22 protein-coding genes are annotated in these 23,481 nt (G+C 63.0%); 12 read left to right on the top strand and 10 right to left on the bottom strand.

Annotation, left to right across the window (positions count from 1 at the left end):
* Positions 1–6 precede the first annotated feature (6 nt).
* Genes FJ426_RS09290 through FJ426_RS09305 form a run of 4 tightly spaced genes read left to right on the top strand, consistent with a single transcriptional unit; the run spans position 7 to position 4,986 of the window.
* Positions 7–1,263: a sarcosine oxidase subunit beta family protein gene (locus FJ426_RS09290; RefSeq protein ID WP_140517363.1), complete on the top strand. Its 1,257-nt coding sequence runs from the start codon at positions 7–9 to the stop codon at positions 1,261–1,263.
* A 12-nt stretch (positions 1,264–1,275) separates the two neighbouring features.
* Positions 1,276–1,542 carry a sarcosine oxidase subunit delta gene (locus FJ426_RS09295; RefSeq protein ID WP_140499288.1) on the top strand — a complete coding sequence of 89 codons (267 nt, stop codon included), beginning with the start codon at positions 1,276–1,278 and terminating at the stop codon, positions 1,540–1,542.
* Complete coding sequence (locus tag FJ426_RS09300; protein ID WP_348642461.1) at positions 1,539–4,487, top strand: sarcosine oxidase subunit alpha family protein; 2,949 nt, start codon at positions 1,539–1,541, stop codon at positions 4,485–4,487. The genes FJ426_RS09295 and FJ426_RS09300 overlap by 4 nt, the downstream gene beginning before the upstream one ends.
* Positions 4,480–4,986, top strand: a complete 507-nt coding sequence (locus FJ426_RS09305; protein ID WP_224519039.1) for a sarcosine oxidase subunit gamma family protein — start codon at positions 4,480–4,482, stop codon at positions 4,984–4,986. Before FJ426_RS09300 ends, FJ426_RS09305 begins: the two co-directional genes overlap by 8 nt.
* Before the next feature lie 224 nt (positions 4,987–5,210).
* Here the strand turns inward: FJ426_RS09305 and FJ426_RS09310 are convergent, their stop codons facing one another.
* The 5 genes from FJ426_RS09310 to FJ426_RS09330 form a co-directional block, all read right to left on the bottom strand.
* Positions 5,211–5,804: a DJ-1/PfpI family protein gene (locus FJ426_RS09310; protein WP_140499290.1), complete on the bottom strand. Its 594-nt coding sequence runs from the start codon at positions 5,802–5,804 to the stop codon at positions 5,211–5,213.
* A gap of 66 nt (positions 5,805–5,870) precedes the next feature.
* Entirely contained in the window at positions 5,871–6,821 is a 951-nt protein-coding gene (locus tag FJ426_RS09315) for a substrate-binding domain-containing protein (protein ID WP_140499292.1), read from the bottom strand.
* Between the two features lie 57 nt (positions 6,822–6,878).
* On the bottom strand, positions 6,879–7,850 hold the full coding sequence (locus tag FJ426_RS09320) for an ABC transporter permease (protein ID WP_140499447.1): 972 nt from the start codon (positions 7,848–7,850) through the stop codon (positions 6,879–6,881).
* A 17-nt stretch (positions 7,851–7,867) separates the two neighbouring features.
* Positions 7,868–9,445: a sugar ABC transporter ATP-binding protein gene (locus FJ426_RS09325; RefSeq protein WP_140559891.1), complete on the bottom strand. Its 1,578-nt coding sequence runs from the start codon at positions 9,443–9,445 to the stop codon at positions 7,868–7,870.
* Positions 9,446–9,451: 6 nt separating this feature from the next.
* Positions 9,452–10,150: a GntR family transcriptional regulator gene (locus FJ426_RS09330; protein ID WP_140499296.1), complete on the bottom strand. Its 699-nt coding sequence runs from the start codon at positions 10,148–10,150 to the stop codon at positions 9,452–9,454.
* Positions 10,151–10,359: 209 nt separating this feature from the next.
* Between FJ426_RS09330 and FJ426_RS09335 the strand changes: the two genes are divergently transcribed.
* The 3 genes from FJ426_RS09335 to FJ426_RS09345 are packed head-to-tail and all read left to right on the top strand — an operon-like array spanning position 10,360 to position 13,912.
* Complete coding sequence (locus FJ426_RS09335) at positions 10,360–11,583, top strand: iron-containing alcohol dehydrogenase (protein ID WP_140559892.1); 1,224 nt, start codon at positions 10,360–10,362, stop codon at positions 11,581–11,583.
* A 14-nt stretch (positions 11,584–11,597) separates the two neighbouring features.
* Entirely contained in the window at positions 11,598–13,085 is a 1,488-nt protein-coding gene (locus FJ426_RS09340; RefSeq protein ID WP_140559893.1) for an NAD-dependent succinate-semialdehyde dehydrogenase, read from the top strand.
* Between the two features lie 11 nt (positions 13,086–13,096).
* Positions 13,097–13,912 carry an alpha/beta hydrolase gene (locus tag FJ426_RS09345; RefSeq protein ID WP_140559894.1) on the top strand — a complete coding sequence of 272 codons (816 nt, stop codon included), beginning with the start codon at positions 13,097–13,099 and terminating at the stop codon, positions 13,910–13,912.
* Positions 13,913–14,043: 131 nt separating this feature from the next.
* Here the strand turns inward: FJ426_RS09345 and FJ426_RS09350 are convergent, their stop codons facing one another.
* Positions 14,044–15,111, bottom strand: a complete 1,068-nt coding sequence (locus FJ426_RS09350; protein ID WP_140559895.1) for an ornithine cyclodeaminase — start codon at positions 15,109–15,111, stop codon at positions 14,044–14,046.
* Between the two features lie 3 nt (positions 15,112–15,114).
* On the bottom strand, positions 15,115–16,035 hold the full coding sequence (gene rocF / locus FJ426_RS09355; protein ID WP_140559896.1) for an arginase: 921 nt from the start codon (positions 16,033–16,035) through the stop codon (positions 15,115–15,117).
* A gap of 126 nt (positions 16,036–16,161) precedes the next feature.
* On the opposite strand from rocF, the gene FJ426_RS09360 reads away from it, so the two are divergent.
* A complete protein-coding gene (locus FJ426_RS09360; protein ID WP_140499320.1) occupies positions 16,162–16,599 on the top strand; it encodes an Lrp/AsnC family transcriptional regulator in 438 nt (145 codons plus the stop codon).
* Positions 16,600–16,825: 226 nt separating this feature from the next.
* Here FJ426_RS09360 and FJ426_RS09365 read toward each other — a convergent pair whose 3' ends face one another.
* From FJ426_RS09365 to FJ426_RS09375, 3 genes are all read right to left on the bottom strand, one after another.
* Complete coding sequence (locus FJ426_RS09365) at positions 16,826–18,154, bottom strand: cation diffusion facilitator family transporter (RefSeq protein ID WP_140559897.1); 1,329 nt, start codon at positions 18,152–18,154, stop codon at positions 16,826–16,828.
* Positions 18,155–18,164: 10 nt separating this feature from the next.
* Positions 18,165–18,446: a metal-sensing transcriptional repressor gene (locus tag FJ426_RS09370; RefSeq protein WP_140499324.1), complete on the bottom strand. Its 282-nt coding sequence runs from the start codon at positions 18,444–18,446 to the stop codon at positions 18,165–18,167.
* A gap of 219 nt (positions 18,447–18,665) precedes the next feature.
* Positions 18,666–19,736, bottom strand: coding sequence for an NAD/NADP-dependent octopine/nopaline dehydrogenase family protein (locus tag FJ426_RS09375; protein WP_140559956.1), 1,071 nt, complete (start codon positions 19,734–19,736; stop codon positions 18,666–18,668).
* A 237-nt stretch (positions 19,737–19,973) separates the two neighbouring features.
* Here FJ426_RS09375 and FJ426_RS09380 point away from each other — a divergent pair, with 237 nt between their 5' ends.
* The 4 genes from FJ426_RS09380 to FJ426_RS09395 are packed head-to-tail and all read left to right on the top strand — an operon-like array spanning position 19,974 to position 23,450.
* Positions 19,974–20,945, top strand: a complete 972-nt coding sequence (locus FJ426_RS09380; RefSeq protein WP_140559898.1) for a LysR family transcriptional regulator — start codon at positions 19,974–19,976, stop codon at positions 20,943–20,945.
* Positions 20,942–22,411 carry an NAD(P)/FAD-dependent oxidoreductase gene (locus FJ426_RS09385; protein WP_140559899.1) on the top strand — a complete coding sequence of 490 codons (1,470 nt, stop codon included), beginning with the start codon at positions 20,942–20,944 and terminating at the stop codon, positions 22,409–22,411. Before FJ426_RS09380 ends, FJ426_RS09385 begins: the two co-directional genes overlap by 4 nt.
* On the top strand, positions 22,408–22,890 hold the full coding sequence (locus FJ426_RS09390; RefSeq protein WP_140499332.1) for a hypothetical protein: 483 nt from the start codon (positions 22,408–22,410) through the stop codon (positions 22,888–22,890). The genes FJ426_RS09385 and FJ426_RS09390 overlap by 4 nt, the downstream gene beginning before the upstream one ends.
* Positions 22,887–23,450 carry a peroxidase-related enzyme gene (locus FJ426_RS09395; protein WP_140559900.1) on the top strand — a complete coding sequence of 188 codons (564 nt, stop codon included), beginning with the start codon at positions 22,887–22,889 and terminating at the stop codon, positions 23,448–23,450. Before FJ426_RS09390 ends, FJ426_RS09395 begins: the two co-directional genes overlap by 4 nt.
* Positions 23,451–23,481: the final 31 nt, after the last annotated feature.

Raw genomic sequence — 23,481 nt, forward strand, 5'->3', positions numbered from 1 at the left:
ATGAACATGGCGCGCTATTCGGCGTTTTCGATTTTCCGCAATGCCCTTTCCGGCCAGAAGAACTGGCGGCGCGCCTGGCGCGCGGCCGAGCCGAAGCCCGCCTATGACGTGATCGTCGTCGGTGGCGGCGGGCATGGCCTTGCGACGGCTTTCTACCTCGCCGAGAACCACGGCATCCGCAATGTCGCCGTTCTGGAAAAGGGCTATGTCGGCGGCGGCAATGTCGGCCGCAACACCACCGTCATCCGCTCCAACTACCTGCTTGACGGCAACACCCAGTTCTACGAATTCTCGGTCAAGCTGTGGGAAGGCTTGTCGCGGGCGCTGAACTTCAACGTGATGTTTTCGCAGCGCGGCCAGATCGTCACTGCCCATTCGGCCGATCAACTCGACACATTCAGCCATCGCGCCAACATCATGCGTCTGAACGGCATCGACGCCGACATACTCGACCGCGACGCTGTGCGCCGGCTGGTACCCTATCTCGATTTCTCCGAAACCGCGCGATTTCCGATCCATGGTGCGATCTTGCAAGGCCGCGCAGGCACCGCCCGCCATGATGCCGTCGCCTGGGGCTATGCGCGCGCTGCCGACGGCCACGGGGTCGACATCATCCAGAATTGCGAGGTGACCGGCTTTGTCCGCGACGGCGAAAGGATCGTCGGTGTCGAGACCAGCAAGGGCCGCATCGGCGCCGGCAAGGTCGGCCTCGCCGTCGCAGGCCATACTTCGCTCCTCGCCGCCAGGGCCGGCCTGGAACTGCCGATCGAAAGCCACGTGCTCCAGGCTTTCGTCACCGAGCCGCTCAAGCCGCTGGTAGATCACGTCGTCGCTTATGGCGCAGACCATTTCTATGTCAGCCAGTCGGACAAGGGCGGGCTGGTGTTCGGTGGCAATCTCGACGGCTACAATTCCTACGCCCAGCGCGGCAATCTCGGCGTCGTGGGCGAAGTGGCGGAGGCGGCGATAGCCCTGATGCCCTGCATCTCGCGTGTCAGGCTGCTGCGCCATTGGGGCGGCGTCATGGACATGACGCCGGACGCCAGTCCGATCATCTGCCCGACCCCGATAGAAGGGCTCTATCTCAATGGCGGCTGGTGCTATGGCGGCTTCAAGGCGACGCCGGCCTCCGGCTGGTGCTTTGCCCATATGCTGGCCACCGGCAAGCCGCATCCGCTGACCGCCGCCTACGCGCTCGACCGTTTCCGGACCGGCCACACGCTCGACGAAGCCGGCGCCGGCCCCTCGGCCTGGCTGCAATAGAGAACGAGAGAAATGCTTCGCATCGACTGCCCATGCTGCGGCCTGCGCGACCATGACGAGTTCCGCTATGGCGGCGACGCTTCCGCGGTGCGTCCGGCGCATGACGATCCCGATCCGGAGGCGTGGTATCGCTATGTCTACGTGCGCAAGAACCCGGCGGGACCGCACCGTGAATTCTGGCAGCACGTGACCGGCTGCCGGCAATGGCTGGTCATCGAGCGCGACACGAGGAACCACGCTATCGCATCGGTCGGCTTCGCCAGGAAAATGCCAGCATGAAAATGATTGGAAATCGTCTGGCCGCCGGCGGCCGCATCGACCGCACGCAGCCGCTCCGCTTCACATTCGACGGCCGCGAGTTGGGCGGCTATCGAGGCGATACGCTTGCTTCCGCGCTGCTTGCCAATCGGCTCATGCTGACAGGCCGCAGCTTCAAATACCATCGGCCGCGCGGCATCTTCTCGGCCGGCCCGGAAGAACCCAACGCGCTGGTTACGCTCGGAAGCGGTGGACGGCGCGAACCGAACCTTCCGGCCACGACACTGGAACTGGCTGAAGGTATGACTGCCGAAAGCCAGAATCGCTGGCCGTCCCTTGCCTTCGACGTGCAGAGCGTCAACGGCCTGTTTGCGCCCCTTCTTTCTGCCGGCTTCTACTACAAGACCTTCATGGGTCCGACCCGCCGCGCCTGGATGTTCTACGAGCATTTCATCCGTAAAGCCGCGGGATTGGGCCGGGCCGGCACCGAACCCGATCCCGACCGTTACGAGACCCGGCATGCATTTGCCGATGTTGCAGTCGTCGGCGGCGGCCCTGCCGGCCTGTCGGCGGCGCGCGCCGCGGCAGCCAGCGGCGCCAGGGTCGTCCTCGTCGAACAGGACTTTCTGCTCGGTGGCCAACTTCTTGCCGAGCGCACCGATGGCAAGGCGGCAGCCTGGCTGACAAAGATCGAGGCGGAGCTTGCAGGCCAGCCCAACGTCACCCTGATGCGCAAGACGATGGCCTTCGGCACCTATGACGGCAACACGCTGGGGCTGATCGAGCGGCATGACGGCCAGGTCGCGCAAGGCGCTGCGCGGCAGGTTTTCACCGTGCTTCGCGCCGGCTCGATCATCTTTGCGGCCGGTGCTATCGAACGGCCGCTGGTGTTCTCCAACAACGACCGGCCAGGCATCATGCTGGCGTCCGCCGCCCGGACCTATCTCAACCGCTTCGCCGTGCTGCCGGGGAAGAATATCCTCGTGGCCACGATGAACGACGGTGCCTATCGCGCTGCTTTCGACCTCGCCGCCGCCGGCGCGCAGGTGACGGTCGCGGATCAGCGCGGCGCTCCGCCCGCCGGTCTGGCGGCGGAAGCCGGACGCCTGAACGTAGAGATCCGCTCCGGAACCCGGATCGCCGATCTGCGCGGCAGCCATGCGGTGAAGGCCGTACGGCTTGCCGGCCCGAGCGCCAAATCGGAAATCGCCTGCGATTTCGTCTGCGTCTCCGACGGCTGGTCGCCGACGGTGCATCTCACCTCGCATCTTGGCGTCAGGCCCGTCTATCGCGACGACATCGACGGCTTCGTTCCGGGCGGCTTTCCGGCAGGCCAGTTCGGCGCCGGCGCGGTAATGGGGCGCTTCTCGACCGCCGACGCGATCGAGGACGGCCACCGCGCCGGCATCGAAGCGGCATGCTTCTGTGGAAAACCGGCGGCCATGCCGGCGCCGCATGAACTCGATCTCGAAGAGGCCCCGGCCGCTCCTTTTCGTGCGATCTCTTCCGCTGGGCGCGGCAAGGCCTTCGTCGATCTCCAGATGGATGTGACCACCAAGGACATCGAGCTCGCCCATCGCGAGGGCTATGAATCCGTCGAACACCTGAAGCGCTACACCACGCTCGGCATGGGGACCGACCAGGGCAAAACCAGCAATTTCGCAGCACTTTCGGCCATGGCGGCGCTGCGCCGGGCAACGATTGCGCAAACCGGAACCACGACCTTTCGCCCACCCTACGCGGCGGTCGCGATCGGCGCGCTGGCCGGTCGCGCCGTCGGTCATCACTTCAAGCCGGTCCGTCGCACGCCGATGCACGACTGGCACCTGGCAAACGGTGCCGAGATGCTCGAGGTCGGTCTCTGGATGCGTCCGTATTTCTATCGCGATGCCGGACGCGACGTGAATGAAGCCTATGTCGCGGAGATGCGGATCGTGCGCGGCGGCGCCGGGCTGATGGACATTTCCACCCTCGGCAAGATCGACGTGCAGGGGCCGGACGCGGCCATATTCCTCGACCGTGTCTACGCCAACGGTTTCGCCAAGCTTCCGGTTGGCCGCGCGCGCTACGGCGTCATGCTGCGCGACGACGGCGTCGTCTTCGACGACGGCACCACCACGCGCTTGTCGCAAAATCGCTTCTTCATGACCACCTCTACCGCTAGGGCCGCCGATGTCCTGTCGCGGCTGGAATTCCTGCTCGACACCGCCTGGCCGGATTTGCGTGTCGCGGTCTCTTCGGTAAGCGACGAGTGGGCGGCGATGTCGGTCGCCGGGCCGGCAAGCCGCGATGTCCTTGCCGCCGCCTTTCCCGCGCTCGATGTCTCCAACGAGACGCTGCCGCATATGGGCGTCATCGAAGCCGGGTTCGACGGACGGGCCCTGCGCGTTATCCGCCTCAGCTATTCCGGCGAGCGCGCCTACGAGATCTATGTCGGCGCCAGCGCCGGCAAACAGGCCTGGAGCCGTCTCATCGAAGCAGGCGCGCCGTTCGGCCTCAAGCCCTATGGCGTCGAGGCGCTTGGTGCGCTGCGCGTCGAAAAGGGCCATGTCGCCGGGCCCGAGATCGATGGCCGCACCACGCTCGACGATCTCGGCCTCGGCCGCATGGTTGGCAAACGCAGCGGATTCGTCGGCGACGTCCTCCGACGCCGCCCGGCGTTTCAGGCGCCCGACCGCCAGCGCCTCATCGGGCTGGAATGCATCGAGGACGGCAAGCGGCTGCGCGGAGGCGCCATATTGTTCCTGCCTGGCGATGCCGTCACCGGCCACGGGCGCGGCCGGATCACGTCGGTCACCTTCAGCCCGGAACTCGGCCACTATGTCGGACTGGCGCTGTTCGCCGGCAATGCCCCGGCCGAAGGAGACGAGATCACCGCGGTCTACCCGATGCGGACAGAGACGGTTCGCGCCCGCGTCGTGCCCTCCGTCTTCCTCGATCCCAAGGGAGAGCGCATGCATGGTTGAACCTGTGCTGTCGAAGGACTTCAACCTGTGGGCCTCCGATTGCCCGATCGTTCAGATCGAGGGCTGGGAAGAAACGCTGACAAGATTCGAAACGAGCGTCTCGCAGGCCTTGGGCGCGACGCTTCCTGCCGACGTCGGCGAGACGGTTCGGCATGCTGGCGCCCTCATCGTCAGGATCGCGCCCCGCCGTCTTTGGCTGATCGTCGAGACAGGTGCGGAACCGCCGGCCATTGCGATCGATCCTGAATTGGGCTGCTCGGTTCTGCTCGGCGAAGGCCGGGTGCGATTCAGGATGGAGGGTGCGCGTCTTCAGGACATTCTCTCTGCCTGCATGCCGGTCGACTGGTCGTCCGCCGCTTCGGCTCCCGGCCGTGCCGTACAGACGTCCGTCCATCACGTGCCGGCGCTCTATCTGCGAACGGGCGAGAGCAGCTGCGACCTGATCGTGCCGCGAAGCTTCGCCCGCAGCCTTGCCGACTGGATTGCCGCCGCGCGTTAAAGCAACCCCAGGAAAAGTGCGTAACGTTTTTCCGCTCGCGATTGCGTAAGGAAAAAGCTGGACCTGTCCGGCGATCCTGTCGGCCGCTAAACCGGCAGGACTCACCGCGCGCATACCTTTTGCACGACGCTCGATACAGTCGTCCGCATCGGCGAAGGTCTCGGCATCACTGGTGGAGGCCGACACGCCACGGCAGCGCGCCGGCCTCCGCCTTGGTTAGCGGCTCAGTTGTGGCGGATTTCCGTGCCGAGCACTTTCAGGCACTCACGGATGAAGGCGGCCAGCGCCGTCCATCCCTTGGCCGACACCATCGTACCATCGACATAGGCTTCCGTCGGCGAGAGGTCGATATAGGTACCGCCCGCGAGAGTGACTTCCGGCTCGCAGGCGCCCAGCGCCCCGACCTTCTTGCCGCGCACGACGCCGTCGACCGCAATCAGGATCTGCACGCCATGGCAGATCGTGAAGATCGGCTTCTTGGTCTCGTGAAAGTGTCGAACGATCGTCTGCACCCGCTTGTCGGTGCGGATGTATTCCGGTCCGCGTCCGCCCGCGCAGTAGACCGCGTGGTACTGGTCGAGCTGCTTTTCCGCATCCGAGAACGTCTTGTTGATCAGCGCGTAGTGCCCGAGCTTTTCGGTGTAGGTCTGGTCCCCTTCGAAATCGTGCAGCGAGGTCTTGATCAGGTCGCCCGCATTCTTGTCGGGGCAGACGACATGGACCGTGTGACCAACGGCTTCCATCGCTTGCTGGTAAACGAAAATCTCGTATTCCTCGGTGAACTCACCGGTCAGCATCAATATCTTCTTGCCTGGCATAGCTCTTCCTCTCTGTTGTTGGCATGCAAGGCGCATCACGCGCCTTGCCTCATTCGGATGCGGGCCTCAGAACGGGGAGTCGGGGAAGTAATATTCCTTGGCGTTGGCCTGGGTTATGAGCGGGGCGTCGAGTTTGACGGCACCGCGAACCGGAGCCTGACCGATCAAGTTGGCCACGGTCATGTAGATAGCGGTCTTGATCATCGCCGGCGGATACGGCGTCTCGACCGGTGTCATCGCATCCCCGTCTATCACCTTCTTCACGATGTCCTTCATGCCGTTGCCGCCGAGCGCTAGCTTGATATCGGTTCGGCCGGACTGCTTGACGGCCTCGAGCACACCGAGAAGCATGTCGTCGTCATTGGCCCAGACCGCATCGATGTGCGGGTGCTTGGCCAGGTAATCCTGCATGAGCTTGAAGGCCTCGTCGCTGTTCCAGTGGGCATACTGCATGTCGAGCACCTTCAGGCCGGTGCCCTTGATGGTATCCTCGAAGCCCTTGATGCGCTCGTCGTCGATGACGGTGGGAATGCCGCGCAGCACGACGACGTCACCTTTGCCGCCCAGTTTGTCGATCATGAACTTCGCCGTATTGGTGCCAACCGCGATGTTGTCGCCGGCAAGATACAGGTCCTGAATGGAAGGGTCGGTCAATCCCCTGTCGACGACGGTGATGAACGTACCCATCTCCTTGATGGCTTTCACCGGCTGGGTCAGTTCCTCGGAGGTGTAGGGCAGGATCACCAGCGCATCCAGCTTGCGGCTGGCCGACAGATCCTCCAGCGCGCTTACCTGGTCGGCCGCCGAGGGCGACGTCTTCACGACGACTTCGACATCCGGGAAGGCCGCGTTGATTTCCTTTGCGGCGGCCTGCGCGTGATAGACGATGCCGGCCGTCCAGCCATGATCCGCCGCCGGGATCGACACCGCGACCACCTTCTTGTCGGCTGCAAGCGCCTGGCCGGCCACCATCAGTGCGCCGACTGCCGCAACGGCAACCCATTTCCTGCTAAACATAAATACCTCCCAGAGATATGGACCACACAACAGGCGCCCGTCCGGTCCGAAGACGAGCTATTTCGAAAATCTTTGCACGAGCATGGCGATGATGATGATGACGCCCTGCACCGCGGCGACGAGGTATTCGGAAACGAAATCCGACAACACCATCAGGTTGGCGATCAGCTCCAGGATCACCGCACCGGCGATGGTGCCCCAGATGCGGCCCTTGCCGCCCCGCAGCGCCGTTCCGCCAATGACAACGGCCGTTATCACCTGCAGCTCCCAAAGCTGTCCGGTGGTCGGGGTGGCGGCTCCCAGACGAGGCACGTAACAGATGGCGGCGACCGCCACGCATGCACCCTGGATGACATAGGCAATGGTGCGCGTCTTGACGACCGAGATGCCCGAATAGCGGGCGACGTCCTCGTTCGCGCCCACCGCCGCGCATTTGCGGCCATATTTGGTCTTGTAGAGGACAAATGCGCCGACCACCGCAACGAGCGCCGACAAAAGGATCGGCACCGGAATGCCCGCGACGGCGCCGAAATAGACCGGCCGGTACGCGTCCCGCAGCGAGCGATCGATCGGGATCGTGCCGCCGTCGGTCATATAGGTGATCAGTGCGCGGAAGATACCCATTGTGCCGAGCGTGGCGATGAACGGCTCGATCCTTCCGACCGTGACGATGAGACCGTTCGCGAGGCCGCATAGAAGCCCCGCGACGACTGCTATCACCATGCCTGCCGGGATGGCCCAAAGGCCGAGGCTGGGGGCCATCATGTTCATGAACATGATCGTGACGCCGGCGATGAAGGCGACCATCGAGCCGACCGAAAGGTCGAGCCCGCCTGATGAGATCACGAATGTGGCGCCGACGGCTATGATGGCGACATAAGCGCTGCGCGTGATCACGTTGCCTAGGTTTGTCGCGGAAAGAAAATCCGGATTGATGAGGAATCCCGCCACCAGCAGTGCGAACAATGCGAGGAAAGGGCCGGCATCCGTCCACGAGAAATGGTGCTGCCTGTCGCTTCGGGCAGACATGGAATGGGTAAGCGCCGTCACTGTCTTCCTCCTTGGGCCGTGCCATGGCCTTTGTCACTGGTCGCCAGCAGCGCGATGTTGCTTTCGATCATCGTTTCGCCCGAGACCTCGCCGCTGATCTTGCCTTCGCGCATGACCAGGACGCGGTCGCAGATGCCGACCAGTTCCTGCATCTCCGACGAGATGACGATGCAGGCTTTGCCTTGGCCCACGAGTTCCTGGATGAAGGCGTAGATCTGCGCCTTGTTGGCGATGTCGATCCCGCGCGTCGGCTCATCGATGATCACGACCGAAGGATTGGTCAGGAGCACCTTGGCCAGCAGAAGTTTCTGCTGGTTTCCGCCCGAAAGCTGCCCTGCCCTGGCGTTGTGGCTCTTCACCCGGATGTCGTAGCTGGAGACGGCCCGCGCGAGCGCCTCGGATTCGCGGCCGCGCAGAACCAGAAGTCCCGGATGCAGAAGGCCAAGCGACGAGAGGGTCAGGTTCGGCGCCAGCCGCTCCTGCAAAAGCAGGCCCTTGCCCTTGCGATCTTCCGTCAGATAGCCGATGCCCGCCTCTATGGCCTCGCGCTGTGAACGTATCTGTATCGGCGAACCGTTGAGCTCGATCGTAGCCGTCGCCGGCCTAAGCCCCACAATGCCTTCGAACAACTCGGTTCGCCCCGCCCCGATCATGCCGGCGAAGCCAAGAATCTCGCCTTTGTGAACGGTAAAGGACACGTCCCGTGCATAACCTGGAACAGTCGCGTTTCTGACGGTCAGCATGGGCCGGCTCGTCTGGACCTCGCGCTTGTGAGGATAAAGCGCGGCGAGTTCGCGCCCGACCATAAGCTGCGCCATGTCAGCCTGGCTCAACGCATGGCCGGGATAGGTGCCGATCATCTTGCCGTCGCGCAGGACCGTGACCTTGTCCGCCAGCCGCTGCACCTCGTCGAGGCGATGGCTGATGTAGAGAACCGCGATGCCCCGCGCCCTGAGCCCGAAGATGATGGCGAGCAAACGCTCGACCTCCCCACCGGTCAGCACCGCTGTTGGCTCGTCGAAGATGACGACCCTGTGGTCGTCGAGCAACGCGCGGGCGATTTGCACGAGCTGGCGATCCGCCAGCGAAATGTCTCGGACCAGCGCGGTCGGCGACACCTCGCAACCGATCTCGGCCAGTTTCGCGGCCGCTATGCGGCGCATGGCGCCATCATCGACGATTCCGCGCCTGGAGAGCTCGCGGCCGAGAAAGAGATTGTCAGTCACCGTGAGCGCTTCGGCCAGGAGGATTTCCTGATGTACCAGCGCGATGCCGGCCGCCTGCGCCTGGTGAGGTGTCCTGAAACTCACGCGGTCACCGGCCATGGACAGGCTGCCGGCGGTTGGCTCGATGTAACCGGAAAGCAAGCGCATGAACGTCGACTTGCCGGCGCCATTCTCGCCGATGACGGCATGGATCTCGCCAGGGAAAATATCCAGCGTGATGTCCGACAACACGGTCACCGGGCCGTATTGTTTGCAAAGCCCTTCCGCGCGTAGCACCGGAGCCACAGCCGGTGTGGGCTCCGGCGGCAAAGCGGTGACGCTTCCGTCGATGCGAGTGGCAACTGGCATCGCGGCCTACTCGAATGCAGGCAGGAGCCTGTCCCGCGAATTCTCTATGTGCACGCGCATGGCCTTTTCGGCGGCAACCGGATCGCTGGCCGCGAAAGCGGCGAGGATGGCTTCGTGCTCGTCGAGCGCCTCCTCGGTGACCCGCGAGTGATACATCAGGCGGAAAATGTGGAAGTGGGTGTGCTGGTGGTTCAGCGTTTCGCGGATGAGCTCGTTCTGCGCGAACTCCATGACCTTGTCGTGGAAGATGGCATCCTGGCGGGCGAAGTTCGAATAACGCAGGCGTTCGTCCTTGCCCACCCGCCTGGCCATCACGCCAGCCGCCTCCTGCAAAATCATCAGCCGGGCTTCATCGAGCGCAGCGGCTGCCTTGGCGGCGGCTGCGGGTTCGAGCAGCAGGCGCAGTTCATAGAGTTCGTCGAAACGGCGCCGTGTGATCTGGGGCGCGGCCCGGTACCCGATCAGATGGGTTTTCACCACCAGGCCCTCGCCTTCCAGCCGCCCAAGAGCTTCGCGGATCGGCGTATGCGAGACGTTGAACTCCTTGACAAGGTTGTCGACGGTGATCCGCGATCCCGGAGCTATTTTCAGCGACATCAGCTGCTGGAAGATCGCCTCGTAGACGTCGCCCGACAGGCTGTTGGCGCGCTGAATGCGGCCTGTCAACCGAGCGTCATTGTCGACGGTAAGGTCTGGATTCTGCATGTTTTGCCTCTTGACAGGGGCGACCTCTAACACGATGCTCCGCGCAATTCAATCCTATATCCTATACGATTTTATAGAGGATATTTCGTGAGGCAGGAAAACTCGACGACGGCTCTGGCCCGTGCCTTGCCCGAACCACGCCACGCACGCTGGGCAAGCGGTGATCTCCGATCCCCCGCTCCCCAATCCATATTCGAAGGACACACTTCATGACGCTATTTGCAGCAGCCCGGTTGCCGCATGAGATTCTTTTCGGCAAAGGCCAGCGCCACGCGCTGCCTGATATTGCCGCCAGATATGGCCGGCGCGCATTCATCTGCACGGATGAGCGTTTCGCCGGGACGCCAATGTTCGCGCAGATCAGCGCGGCACTGAGAGCTGGCTCGATCGAAACGCTCGTGTACGATCGCATCCTCCCGGATGTCCCTCGTGACAGCGTTGCCGTCTGTGCCGCCCATGCGAAGGACTTCAAGCCGGACATGGTGATCGGGATCGGTGGCGGCAGTTGCCTGGACATGGCCAAAAGCGCCGCGCTGCTGATCAGTCACGGCGGGTCGCTTCAGGACTACTACGGGGAGTTCAAGGTGCCCGGCCCCACGCTTCCGGTAATCGCGGTCCCGACCACCGCCGGCACCGGTTCGGAAGTGACGCCGGTAGCGGTGATCTCCGATCCGGAGCGAACACTGAAGGTCGGCATTTCCAGTCCCCATCTCATTGCCGCGGTCGCGCTCTGCGATCCGGAACTCACCGCGACATGCCCGCCCTCCCTCACGGCAATCGCCGGAGCCGACGCGCTCACCCACGCGATCGAAGCCTTCACGTCCGCCAAACGCGGCTCCGATCCGCACTTGCCGCAGCGGCATGTCTTTGTCGGCAAGAGCGCGCTGACCGATCATTTCGCGCTGCTGGCCATCCAACTCCTGGGCCGCAGTCTCGAAAAGGCTTACCGGGACGGCTCGGACGAAGACGCACGCGCCGATGTCATGATGGGAGCGCTGGCGGCCGGCTGCGCTTTCGGCACGGCCGGAACGGCGGCTGCCCACGCCGTGCAATATCCCGTCGGCGCGCTTACCCATACGCCGCACGGATTGGGCGTGGCGACGATGCTTCCCTACGTGATGAGCTACAACCTGCCCGCCGCGACCGACGAAATCGCGGCGGTCGGCGCCGCTCTGGGGGTGACGGAGACAAAGAGCGCCGAGGCGACCGCGCGCGCCACCATCGATGAGGTGGCCCGGCTGTTCGCGGCGATCGGCATCACCCGCACGCTGGCCGATCTGGGTCTTCCACACGACAAGATCGACTGGACCGCCGAGCAGGCGCTCGGCATCGATCGGCTGATCAAGAACAACCCTCGTCCTTTCGACATCGCCGCGATGCGGCGGCTGGTGAGGGCTGCCTATGACGGCGACATGGCCGCAAGCTCAGTCTGACCAGAGGTGATGAGATGAACGTACCCCAAGGGCAACTCAACGAAGATCCGGACATGTTCGACTACACCACATTCTCGCACGGCCTCTATATCGACGGACACTGGCGACCGTCTTCCGACGGTCGCCTCATTGAGGTGATCGATCCTTCCACGGAGGCCGTGATTGCGGCTGTCCCGGACGCCACGATTGCCGATGCCGCCGCTGCCGTCGAGGCGGCTGCGAAGGCGGCTGCAAGCTGGCGCGCAACCGCGCCGCGCAAGCGTTCGGAAATCCTGCGGCGTTGTTTCGAATTGATGGTCGAACGGTCCGATACGCTGGCGGCGCTGATCTCGCTGGAGAACGGCAAGGCGCTGCGCGACGCGCGCGGCGAGGTCGCCTATGCGGCTGAATTCTTCCGCTGGAATGCCGAGGAAGCGGTGCGCATCAGCGGCGAGTTCGGCCTGGCGCCGTCAGGCGCCAACCGGATCGTCGTCGATTATCATCCGATCGGCATCTGCGTGCTCATAACGCCCTGGAATTTCCCCGCCGCCATGGCGACACGCAAGATCGCGCCGGCGCTGGCCGCCGGCTGCACCGTCATTCTGAAGCCCGCCAGCGAGACGCCCCTGACCGCCTACGCGCTCGCCGCGCTGTACGAGGAGGCGGGTGTGCCTCCCGGCGTCGTCAATGTGCTCACCACTTCGAACCCCGGACCAGTGACCTCCGCCATGCTCGCCGACCCGCGTGTCCGGAAGCTATCCTTCACCGGTTCGACCGGCGTGGGTCGTGTTCTGCTGGCCGAAGCCGCCAAGCACGTCATCTCATGCTCGATGGAACTCGGCGGCAACGCCCCGTTCATCGTCTTCGATGACGCCGACCTGGACGCGGCCCTCGACGGCGCGATGGTCGCCAAGATGCGAAACGCCGGCGAGGCCTGCACGGCAGCCAACCGCATCTACGCGCAGGCCGGCATCCATGACGCGTTTGCCGAAGGTCTGCGCCAACGCATGGCCGCGCTCAAGCTCGGTTCAGGCACCGACCCGGACACCGAATGCGGTCCGATGATTACCAGGAAGGCCGTCGAGAAGATCGATCGGCTGGTCAAGGACGCGGTCGCCCGTGGGGCCAGGATCCTGTGCGGCGGCGCGGTCGCCGACGACAAGGGCTATTTCTATCCGCCGACCGTCCTTCGGGACGTGCCCGCGAATGCCGAGATGGCGCAGGAGGAGATATTCGGTCCGGTGGCCCCGATCAGCCGCTTCGAGAACGAGGACGAAGTCATCGCGCGCGCCAACGACACGGAATACGGCCTTGCCGCCTACATCTACACGCGTGATCTGGCCAGGGGCATGCACGTGGCATCGAAGATCGAAACGGGCATGGTCGCGCTCAATCGCGGCCTGATGTCGGATCCGGCGGCACCTTTCGGCGGCGTCAAGCAGAGCGGCCTTGGCCGCGAAGGCGGACAGAAGCACGGCATTGCCGAGTTCATGGAGGCGAAGTACATCGCCGTGACCATGTGAACGGGCACCCCATGCAGAATGATCCTTTCCGCATCCGCGATCACGTCGCCGAGTTCGACGACATCGTCGCCGAGATCGTTCGTCGCAGCACGGAGGTGCGGGCAACCATGCCGATGGTTGCCGATATCGCCTATGGAGCGGATGCCACCGAGACCATCGACCTGTTCTTTCCGGAGGGCAAGCGCGACCGCCTGCCGGTCCATATGTTCATCCATGGCGGCTACTGGCGCATGTTCTCCAAGCGCGACTATTCCTATGTCGCCGAGACGGTGACGCGCGCCGGCGCAATCGCGGTCATCGTCGATTATGCGCTGATGCCGGCTGTGAGGATGGCCACGATCGTCGACCAGGTGCGGCGCGCCAAAAGCTGGGTGCTCGACCATATCGGCGATCACGGCGGCGATACCGAGCGCCTGACCGTGAGCGGACATTCAGCCGGCGCCCAACTTGCGACGATGCTTTTCAATGACGACGGCCGGACATCGACAATCAAAGGCGCGTTGCTACTTGGCGGGCTCTACGACCTGAAGCCGCTTCAGACCTCCTTCCTTGCCGCCGAGATCGCGATCACGGACGAGGATGCAGCCAGGTTCTCGCCGCTCACCCGCCGTTTCGATCCGTCAGTGTCGGTCGAGATCGCTGTCGGCGTCGACGAAACGCCGCCATTCCACAGGCAGGCCGAGGTGTTTGCGCGGCATCTGAAGGAGCAGGGACTACAGGTCTCGCAGACCACCCTTCCTGCAACCAATCACATGAGCAGCGTTCGCGACCTGGGCTTGGCCGGCACCGAGGCGGCAACCCTGCTGACAAACCTGGTTTCCGTCTGAGGCCATTGGCGTCGGCGACTTTAGCCAGGGATATTCAGCCGCCGCGCGTTGCGCAGCTCCCGCCCTCCGATCCCATGCAGATTACATTCCGCCCTCGGGCGGGCATTTTGCAGCAGGCTTTCTGCGAAAACTCAGCCGGATACGGCCGTGATCTGGGCGGCCTTGTCGGCGCGCAGCAGCATGCCGAAGAGGTCGCGTGGCTCATCCGGGTCCGCCAGCAGATCGAGCTCCTCGTAGAGGCCGGTGCGCTGAAGCTGGTCGCGGACGTAGCGCAGCGCGGAAAAGTCCTCGATCGCAAAGCCGACGGAATCGAACAAGGTGATCTGGCTGGCATCCCGGCGGCCGGCGGCCTTGCCGGTCATCACTTGCCACAACTCCGTCACGGGATGGTCCGGCTCGAGTTGCTGGACTTCACCCTCGATGCGCGACTGCGGCGGGTATTCGACGAATATGTCGGAGCGCAGCAGAATATCGCGATGCAATTCCGTCTTGCCGGGGCAATCGCCGCCGACGGCATTTATGTGCACGCCCGATCCGACCATGTTGTCCGTCAGGATGGTCGCGGAGCGTTTGTCGGCGGTGACCGTCGTGATGATGTGAGCCCCTTCCACCGCCTCCTGCGCCGAAGCGCAGATCGCGATGTCGAAACCGAACCCCGCAAGGTTTTTCGCGCACTTCAAGGATGCCGACCGATCGATGTCATAGAGGCGAAGCCTGTCGATGCCGAGCAGGGCCTTGAAGGCGATGGCCTGGAATTCCGACTGGGCGCCATTGCCGATGATTGCCATGCAGTCCGCCGCATTGGGAGCAAGGTATTTGGCCGCGACGGCCGACGTCGCCGCCGTGCGCAACGCGGTCAGGATGGTCATTTCCGAAAGCAGCATCGGATAGCCATTGCCGACATCGGCCATCACGCCGAACGCCGTCACGGTCTGGCGCCCGTCGCGCGTGTTTTTTGGATGACCGTTGACATACTTGAAGCCGTAGAGCTGTCCGTCGCTCGTAGGCATCAGTTCGATGACGCCGTCGATGCTGTGCGAAGCGATGCGCGGGGTCTTGTCGAACAATTCCCAGCGTCGGAAATCCTCTTCGATATAGGCAGCGAGATCGATGAGAAAGCGATCGATGCCGACGGCAAGAACCAGCTTCATCATGTGATCGACGCTGACGAAGGGCACGATGTTGAGATGGGGGGTCACAGTTCAATAACTCCGTGTGGGACGGTCCATGATCCGCCGGCCCATCAGGCTCGCGGTCAGGTCCACGAGAAGGGTTGCGGTGCGGTTGCGTTCGTCGAGTGCGGGATTGAGCTCGACCAGGTCGAGGCTGGTGACGAGACGGCTGTCGTGCAACATCTCCATCACCAGATGAGCCTCGCGGAAGGTGGCGCCGCCCGGCACGGTGGTGCCCACGGCAGGCGCGATCGAAGGGTCGAGAAAATCGACATCGAGGCTGACATGCAGCATGCCGTTTTCGGCACTGACCCGCTCGAGAAAGGCGCGAAGCAGCGGGGCCATGCCGTATTCGTCAATCATGCGCATGTCGTGCACGGTGACGCCCGCCTTACGTAGCGCTTCGCGCTCCGCCGGATCGACGCTGCGGATGCCCAGTGTGCAGATACGGGCCGGATCCACGCAAGCCGCCAGGCTGGGGAAGTAGCCTTCGAAGCCGGGTTGCCCGCTGGCATAAGCCAGCGGCACGCCATGCAAATTCCCGCTGGTCGTGGTGTCGAGCGTGTGAAAATCAGGATGTGCGTCGAGCCACAGCACGAACAGCGGGCGGCCGGCTTCCGCCGCCCGGCGGGCGATACCGGCCAGCGTGCCGGCGGAAATGCTGTGGTCGCCACCAAGGAAGATCGGCATGGCGCCGGCGCTGGCTGCATAGGCCGCCTCGGTAATCGCCGCCGTCCATGCGACGATTTCCGGCAGCGCCTTCAAGGCGGCATTGCCGTGGCTGATCGGGCGCAGATCGGCAGAGGCGACGGTGCCAAGGTCGGCCAGCGTATGCCCGAGTTCAGTGAGCGCTGCCGCCAGGCCTGCGGTACGCAGCGCACTAGGCCCCATCTCGCAACCCATCCGGCCCGAGCCGACCTGGATCGGTGCCCCGACGATCGTACAATGCATCCGTATTTCCCCGCGCGTTTTCTAGGCCTCATTGGAGCGCGGATAACTGGCAGGATGAACATATCAAATTGGCAAATTTGTCGAAATGGGCTATCAAAATGGAATGATTTGATTGCATTCTGAGCCATGGATCAGCTTGACGAACAGCTCATCACGCTTTTGCGGCATGACGCGCGGCGCAGCATCTCGGACCTTGCCATGGATGTCAGCGTCTCGCGGGCAACGGTCAGGTCTCGCATAGAGCGCCTTGAAAAAGCCGGTGCGATCATCGGTTATACCGTCATCCTGCGAGCCGATGCCGTCGACCAGCGTGTACGCGGCATCATGATGGTGGAAATCGAAGGGCATGCCGCCGATCGTGTGATCCGCGCTCTTGGCGGCTTCTCGGAGGTTTCGACGATCCATACCACCAACGGCCGCTGGGACCTGGTGATAGAACTGGGGACACAGACACTGACCGAATTCGACGCCGTGCTGCGGCGCATCCGCCTGATCCCCGGCATCACCGGCAGCGAGACCAGCCTGTTGTTGGCGACACCCCGGAGCACCAAGGCGCGGCTTTGATCGCTGTCTGCGAATAGCCTAGCTGGCCAAACCGGCAGTGCTGCTCCTGCACCGTTGTGCGGCGCAACCCTAAATGAGCTCGGACTTGGCCAACCTGTGGCAACCTCCAGCGGGGGCGGACCTTGCTGAGAAGAACAGAGCTGCGTGAGCGGCGAGATCTGTCATCGACCCGCGTCACGCGACACCGATTGAGCGAACGCGTCAAGTCGCGCAAGTCTGCCCCGTCCTAGTGTTGGTGGCCTTCCGGCTCAACCATCTTGAACGGCAGGACCTGTTGCTTGCCCTTAGAGGTCAGGATCAGCCTCGCCTCGAACTCGTGCGGCTCGGCGGGGGCGACGCTGCTTTCACGGCGGTGGTGATTGCCGGCGACAGGCCCGAGCGAAAGCGTCTCGGGACCTTCGGACCGGTCGATGATCACGGTCGCCCCCAGATCGTCGGCATGGCTGTCGATGGTGAGACGCAAGCGCTCGCCAGCGGGCGTATCGACGATTTCGAGCGTTCCCGTTGCCAGGTCGCTGACGACCTTGAAAGGCTCCGGCGCATGATCGGCGTGGGCCGAACCGCCCGCCACGGATCCGCCTTCGCCTTCCAGACGGATGTTCGCCTCCGAGAGCGCCGGCAGGTGGTCGAACAGCTCCCCTCTCAAAGCCTCCGCGATGCCGACCACATCCTTTGCGCTCGCTGTCTCGGCCACCTTGATGGCGATATCCGCATGCAGCCTGTGGCCGATCCAGCGCGCCCGCACCTGGGCGACCCGTTGGATGCCCCTCACATGTTCAGCCGCATGATGGATTTCCTCGACGATGCCCGGCTCGACGCCATCCAGCATGCGTGTCAGCACCGCCTTTGAGGACTGCCAGACGATGGCGAGGATAGCCACAGTGATCAAAAGGCCGATGATCGGGTCCGCGAGCGGGAAGCCTAGCCAGACGCCGGCCGCGCCAAGCACCACCGCAAGGCTGGTGAAGCCATCGGTGCGGGCGTGATAGCCGTCGGCGATCAGGGCCGCGCTGTTTATCTCGCGGCCGACGCGGATGCGGAATACCGCGACAGCCTCATTGCCCAGGAAACCGACGAGGCCGGCGGCGGCAACCCAGCCGAGGAAGCTGATGGCTTGGGGATGGATCAACCTGTCGATCGCCTCATAGCCGGCGACGATGGCACTGAAGAGGATAATCAGGACGATGATGATGCCGGCCAGGTCCTCGACCCGGCCAAGGCCGTAGGTGAAGGTCTTGCTGGGCTTGCGCCGCGCCAGCATGAAGGCGATCCACAGCGGGATGGCGGTGACCGTGTCGCCGACATTGTGGATGGTGTCGGCAAGCAGCGCCACGCTGCCCGAGAGGAATACGATGACCAGTTGCAGCACCGCTGTGAGGGCTAGCAGCACGAACGACCATTTGATCGCCCAGATGCCGCGTGTGGTCGTCGCGATTGTGGGATCGACCACGCCATGCGTGTGGCCGTGTCCGCCCTCGCCATGGTCATGGCCATGCCCGCCGAAGCCTTGAGCTGCCGGGCCGAAGCCGAACCAGCCGCGAATGCCGTCCATCATGGAGCGTGTCTCACAAGTATTTGGTGATGTCCTTGAATTCATCGATCGAGCGGCGCTGCTCACGCGGCAGCGGCCCCACGACATCTTCCAGGCAGTGGTTTAGGTGATCCTGGATGAGCGTCTTCTTGGCCTGGGAAACAGCCCTTTCGACCGCATGAAGCTGCTGGGCAATGTCAAGGCAAGGCCGGCCTGCTTCGATCATCTCAATAACGCCCCTCAGATGACCGTCGGCCCGCTTCAGCCGTTTGACGATGTCGGGATGGGTCTCGTGAATGTGGGGACGCTCTTTCATTCTGAAGTGCTATCCCCCCGGAGGGGATATTGTCAATTCGGGATGCTCGATTCCCCGCAGCGTCCCGAACGCTACTTTCGACGGTTGCATGGCTGGTTCTGGCGATCGCGGCGCCAGCGACATCGCCCTGACGCTGCGCACCACTGTTAAAATGCACCGACGCGATGACGTAGCGCGGTGCCCCTAAATGTGATCATGCCGCATCGACTGCGGGCGCACTCAAAACCCCGTGCGGCAAAGGTTTTCAAGATCCGCCTTTGCTATTCCCTCGAGGCCGAGCGCAGGAAGAATATCGTTATCTCCCCTGAGATCGCGACCGTAAGCCGCCGATAATATCGAAACTCCAGACTCGTGGAGCGTCGCCGGTTTCTCGGTGATCTTACCCAACAATACGGTCGGCAGCAGTCCGAACGGAACATCCTCGAGAATGTAGCGGCTTTCGATTGTTGTCGGACCAAAGCCGCCACGGCCTTGACGATCCATCTCCTGGTTCATCTCCGAAACGGTTCCCTTCGGAACATGGAACGACAATGAAAAATGCTCCTGGACGGTGCGAACCGCGATACCGAAATGGGCCGCGATGGCTAGCCGTTCGGCATCCAGAGCCTCGATAAGGCGGCCAGCGGCAGGGGTGACGTTTCCCCCCTGGCTCCATTGCTCGGCTTTTTCCATGCGTGTCAGGTTGAGGAGGGCAATTCCCAAGTGGTTTTGCGGATTGAGGTTGCTGAGCGCGATCGCAAGCATGCCGTCGCGCTTGACGAAACGATCACCAAATAGGCTCGTGCAAAATCCGTATCCTTCATCCTGAGCTTTGAAAGGCAGCGTCGCGACGTCAAGCTTCTGGCGAATGGTGGTGACATGGACCTCGGTTGGCCCGAGTTGCCGCCCGGTCAACAGTGTTGTGCCCCAAAGGACGATCGGCAAGCTGACCTTGCGCTCCGCCAACCGCCTGGAGAGATACAGTGCCCCGAACGAACAATGCGAACTGATGATGACCGGAATTCCATCGATCAGATGGGGGGCGGCAGCATCCATCACCATCCTGTGGCCGTAAGCCGGAAGTGCAATCACCACCACGTCCGCGTTGGCGATGGCATCCTTGCAATCCTTGGCGATGCGCACGGGTACCGTCGCCGCGATATCCCCCGTCGCTTTCAACAATTCGCCGGTAGCCAACGCCCTTGTGCGCTGTCCCGACGGTGACCAAAGCGTTGGCGAATGCCCCGATCCTGCCAAATAGGCGGCAAGGCCATAAGCAATTGCTCCGGCGCCCAGAATACTCACGCGCATAACATTCCTCCGCAGGCTTTGTGGTTCGAGAATCCTTGCCGCCGTCACCTGAATTTTTTCTTCAGCAGGTTTCGCAAGCTGGAGCCGCGTCTGACGTCCCTGTCCGCCTCCGATCCGGATTCTGGCGCTGAAGCCGGCATATGCACAAAGCCCGTAACGAACATTCGTTTCCGCTTGACATATATCAAAAACGAATGAGACGATGTCAATCATACGGATTACGCATGTAGGAGAAACATGGAAACCCGGGACCTTCAGACCTTCCTTGCGGTTGCTGCCAGCGGCAGCATCACCAGGGCGGCTGACATGCTCGGACGTTCCCAGCCTGCGGTGACGCGCACCATTCAGGAGCTTGAGGCCGAACTTGGCTTCGAATTGCTGCATCGGATCGGTCGACGGGTGCAGTTGTCTGAAGAAGGAGTCGCGTTCGAGGAGGAAGCACGACGCCTGCTGATGTCTTTCACCGAACTCGCAGCGCGGGCCAAGATGATCGCCGCCGGCAGAGGGCGAATCCTGCAGATCGTCACCACCTCCGCGATCGGCACCGGCTTGATCCCTACGGCCTTGGCTGAACTCCAAGGTGCCGAGCTTCCGCACGAGACGCATCTCGGGCAGTTTCTTCCCTCGACCGTCGCTCAGGAAGTGCGTAGCGGACGTGCCGAGGTCGGGTTTTCAAGCCTGCCGCTCGATACGCCCGGTCTGGATGTCCTGCGGCTCTATTCGGCGCCTGATGTTGCTGCCGTGCGGGAGGATGATCCGCTGGCCGAACTAGATGTCATACCGCTTTCCGCTTTTGCCGGCCGCCGCGTCGCCACGTTGCTCAACCCGCTGCGTTTCCAGCTGCATGTCTCCAAGGCGTTGGCGGCCAGGGGCATCGACACCGGGCCAGTAATCCGCACGAATACCGCCTATGGCGCGTTGCAGATCGTACGCCGGACTGGTGTTGTGGCTGTCATCGACCCCCTCACCGCCTATGGCGTGGGCCTGCCTGGGGTCGTCATTCGCCCGATCGATGTAACCGTCCTCTTTTATTGGGGTGTTGTGGCTGGCGAAAAACGCCCCCTTCGTCCAGTCGCGCAGGCGTTGGTGGATGCGGTCGAGGCGGTGGCTGAACGGTCGATCGTTGGCTTCAAGAAACTCGATCCGACCCTGGCCGGCCAATTGGTGACCGATCCTGCCTCCGGCACAAATCACGGAACGGGAATATGAAGCACACGCCCAGTTCGCTCCCCCCGAGAGGTCTAGCCGCGCTTGAAGCACAACTTGCTCAGGACCTCGATTTTCTCGAACTGCCTGCCAAGCCATGGGTTCCCGCACGTTCGCGCGATGGCGTGCCGGTCCGTGACGTCGTTGTGATCGGCGCCGGCATGTGCGGACTTGCTGCCACCGCAAAGCTGGTGCTGACGGGGATAACCAATGTCGTCGCCTATGACGCGGCTCCGGCCGGCTTCGAAGGGCCATGGATAACGTTTGCCCGCATGCAAACGCTCCGGTCGCCGAAAACGCTGCACGGTCCGTCGCTCGGTCTGCCGCAACTGACATTCCGCGCCTGGTTCACGGCACAATGGGGCGTCGAGGCATGGCGGTCGCTGGACAAAATCCCCAAGGGCCAGTGGATGGACTACCTGGTCTGGTACCGGAACGTGCTTGGTCTGCCAGTACGCAACAGCGTGCGCATGACAGGCGTTGCAGCCGTTGGCGATCTGATTGCGATCGATGTCGAGGGCGCGGAAACCGGCCGGGTTCTCACCCGTCGTCTCGTTCTAGCCACCGGTCGGTCCGGTCTCGGCGGTTTTGCCGTGCCCGATTTCCTCAGGGGCATCGATCGCTCCTATTGGGCCCATTCTGCCGACGACATCGATTTTGATGCACTGAAGGGCAAGCGTGTTGCGGTTATCGGCGCCGGCGCCTCTTCGATGGACAATGCCGCGACGGCGCTCGAGGCGGGCGCCGGTTCAGTCGACATGTTGATCCGGCGCAAGGAAATGCCGCGGATCAACAAGCTGACCGGGATCGGCAGCCAGGGTGTCATCCTCGGCATGTATCATTTGCCCGATTCCTGGAAGTGGAGATTCTTCGACTACACCGCCTCGACCCAGACGCCGCCGCCGCGTTCATCGACGCTTCGCGTGTCTCGTCATGCGAATGCCCGCTTCTTTCTCGACTGTGGTGTGGTCGCGGTGAAGGAAGATGCCGGAGGCCTTCTGGTCGGAACTACGCAAGGGCCGATGCGCTACGATTTCATGATCGCTGCGACCGGCTTTTCAAATGACTTCAGTGGTCGCCCGGAATTCGCTGCCCTCGCCCCACACATTCGCACCTGGTCGGATGGTCGATATACGCCGGACATGGGGCCGCCGCGCGCAGGCATGTTGGAGGCACCGGATCTCGGCCCCGCCTTCGAATTCCGCGAGCGCGTCCCCGGTTCCTGCCCGATGCTGGCGCATGTCCACTGCTTCAACGACGCCGCCATGCTGACCCATGGTAAGGTCTCCGGCGATATCCCGGCCGTCAGCGCCGGTGCCGACCGTCTGGTCCGCGGCATTGCCGCGTCGCTGTTCGCCGAAGACGTCGAAACCCACTTCGCCAATCTGATCGCCTATGACACCCCGGAACTTCTGGGCGACGAATGGGTCGATTCAACACCCTTGTTGCATAAGGAGGCCGCACTGTGATCGACGCAATGGACAAGGCTGCAGGTCTTTCACCGGACGATGCCCTTTTTGCTGCACGGCGGTTTCGGCCCGAATTCGTGCGAGGGGCCGAGGAATGTCGCCTCTCCGTCCTGCAGCCGGCAAACGACCAGGGGCTGGCGCCGAATTTGCGGGTCGCTCTGGCCCGTCGCATGGCAGCTCTGAACGCCGATCCCGTCCTGATGGCCGAATATGAGGTGCAACTGGCTCAGCTTGGTCCCACGGAGCAGCTTCTGTCCTTGGCCCGGGGGGAAACGGATTTGAATGAACCTCTGGCGACCATCGCCCGACATGTTGACCTGATCACCCTGACGCCGAAAAAGGCGGAGGCGAGCCACATTGCTCTGCTCGCCCAAGCCGGATTGAACAATCCCCAGATCGTTGCGCTCTCCGAATTGATTGCCTTCATCAACTTCCAGACCCGGGTCGCAACCGGCTTGCGATTGATGAGGCGGGCATGATTTCCTCGGTGCGCCTGAAGCCGCTGAATTGGCATCCCTATATCGCACCGGTCGAGCTATCGGAGGCAACGCCGGAACAGCTCGAAGCGATGAAGGTTACGCCGTCGGCCAAGAAAGTTTCGGAATATGTGCGCACCCTTGTGCATGATCCCGAGAGCTATCTTGCCCGCACGGTGTTGTTCAACGCGATCATGTACGTCGAGGGCGGGCTTGCCCGTCCCGACCGCGAGCTTGGCGCATTGGGTGCCTCGATCGTCAATGGCTGCAAATTCTGTGCCGTTGTTCACGCCCGCCGGCATGCAGAGCTGACCAAGAGCGATGAAGTGGTCACGGCGCTGTATCTCGACAAACCTGAAAAGCTCGGGTCGCGCGATGCGGCAATCTACAACTTTGCCCGCCGCCTGTCGGCGGCGCCGTCGGAAGCGACGGCAGACGACGTCGCCTCGCTGCGATCAGTCGGCATGAATGATGCCGAGATCATCGACCTCGTCCACGCCATAGCGATCTTCGGCTGGGCAAACCGGCTGATGCATGTCCTGGGCCATGCGGAGAGCGAGTGATGACGTCGCATACGGTCAAGCCAGTCCGTCC

The organism is Mesorhizobium sp. B2-6-4 (assembly GCF_006441495.1).
In the GTDB taxonomy this organism is placed as follows: domain Bacteria; phylum Pseudomonadota; class Alphaproteobacteria; order Rhizobiales; family Rhizobiaceae; genus Mesorhizobium.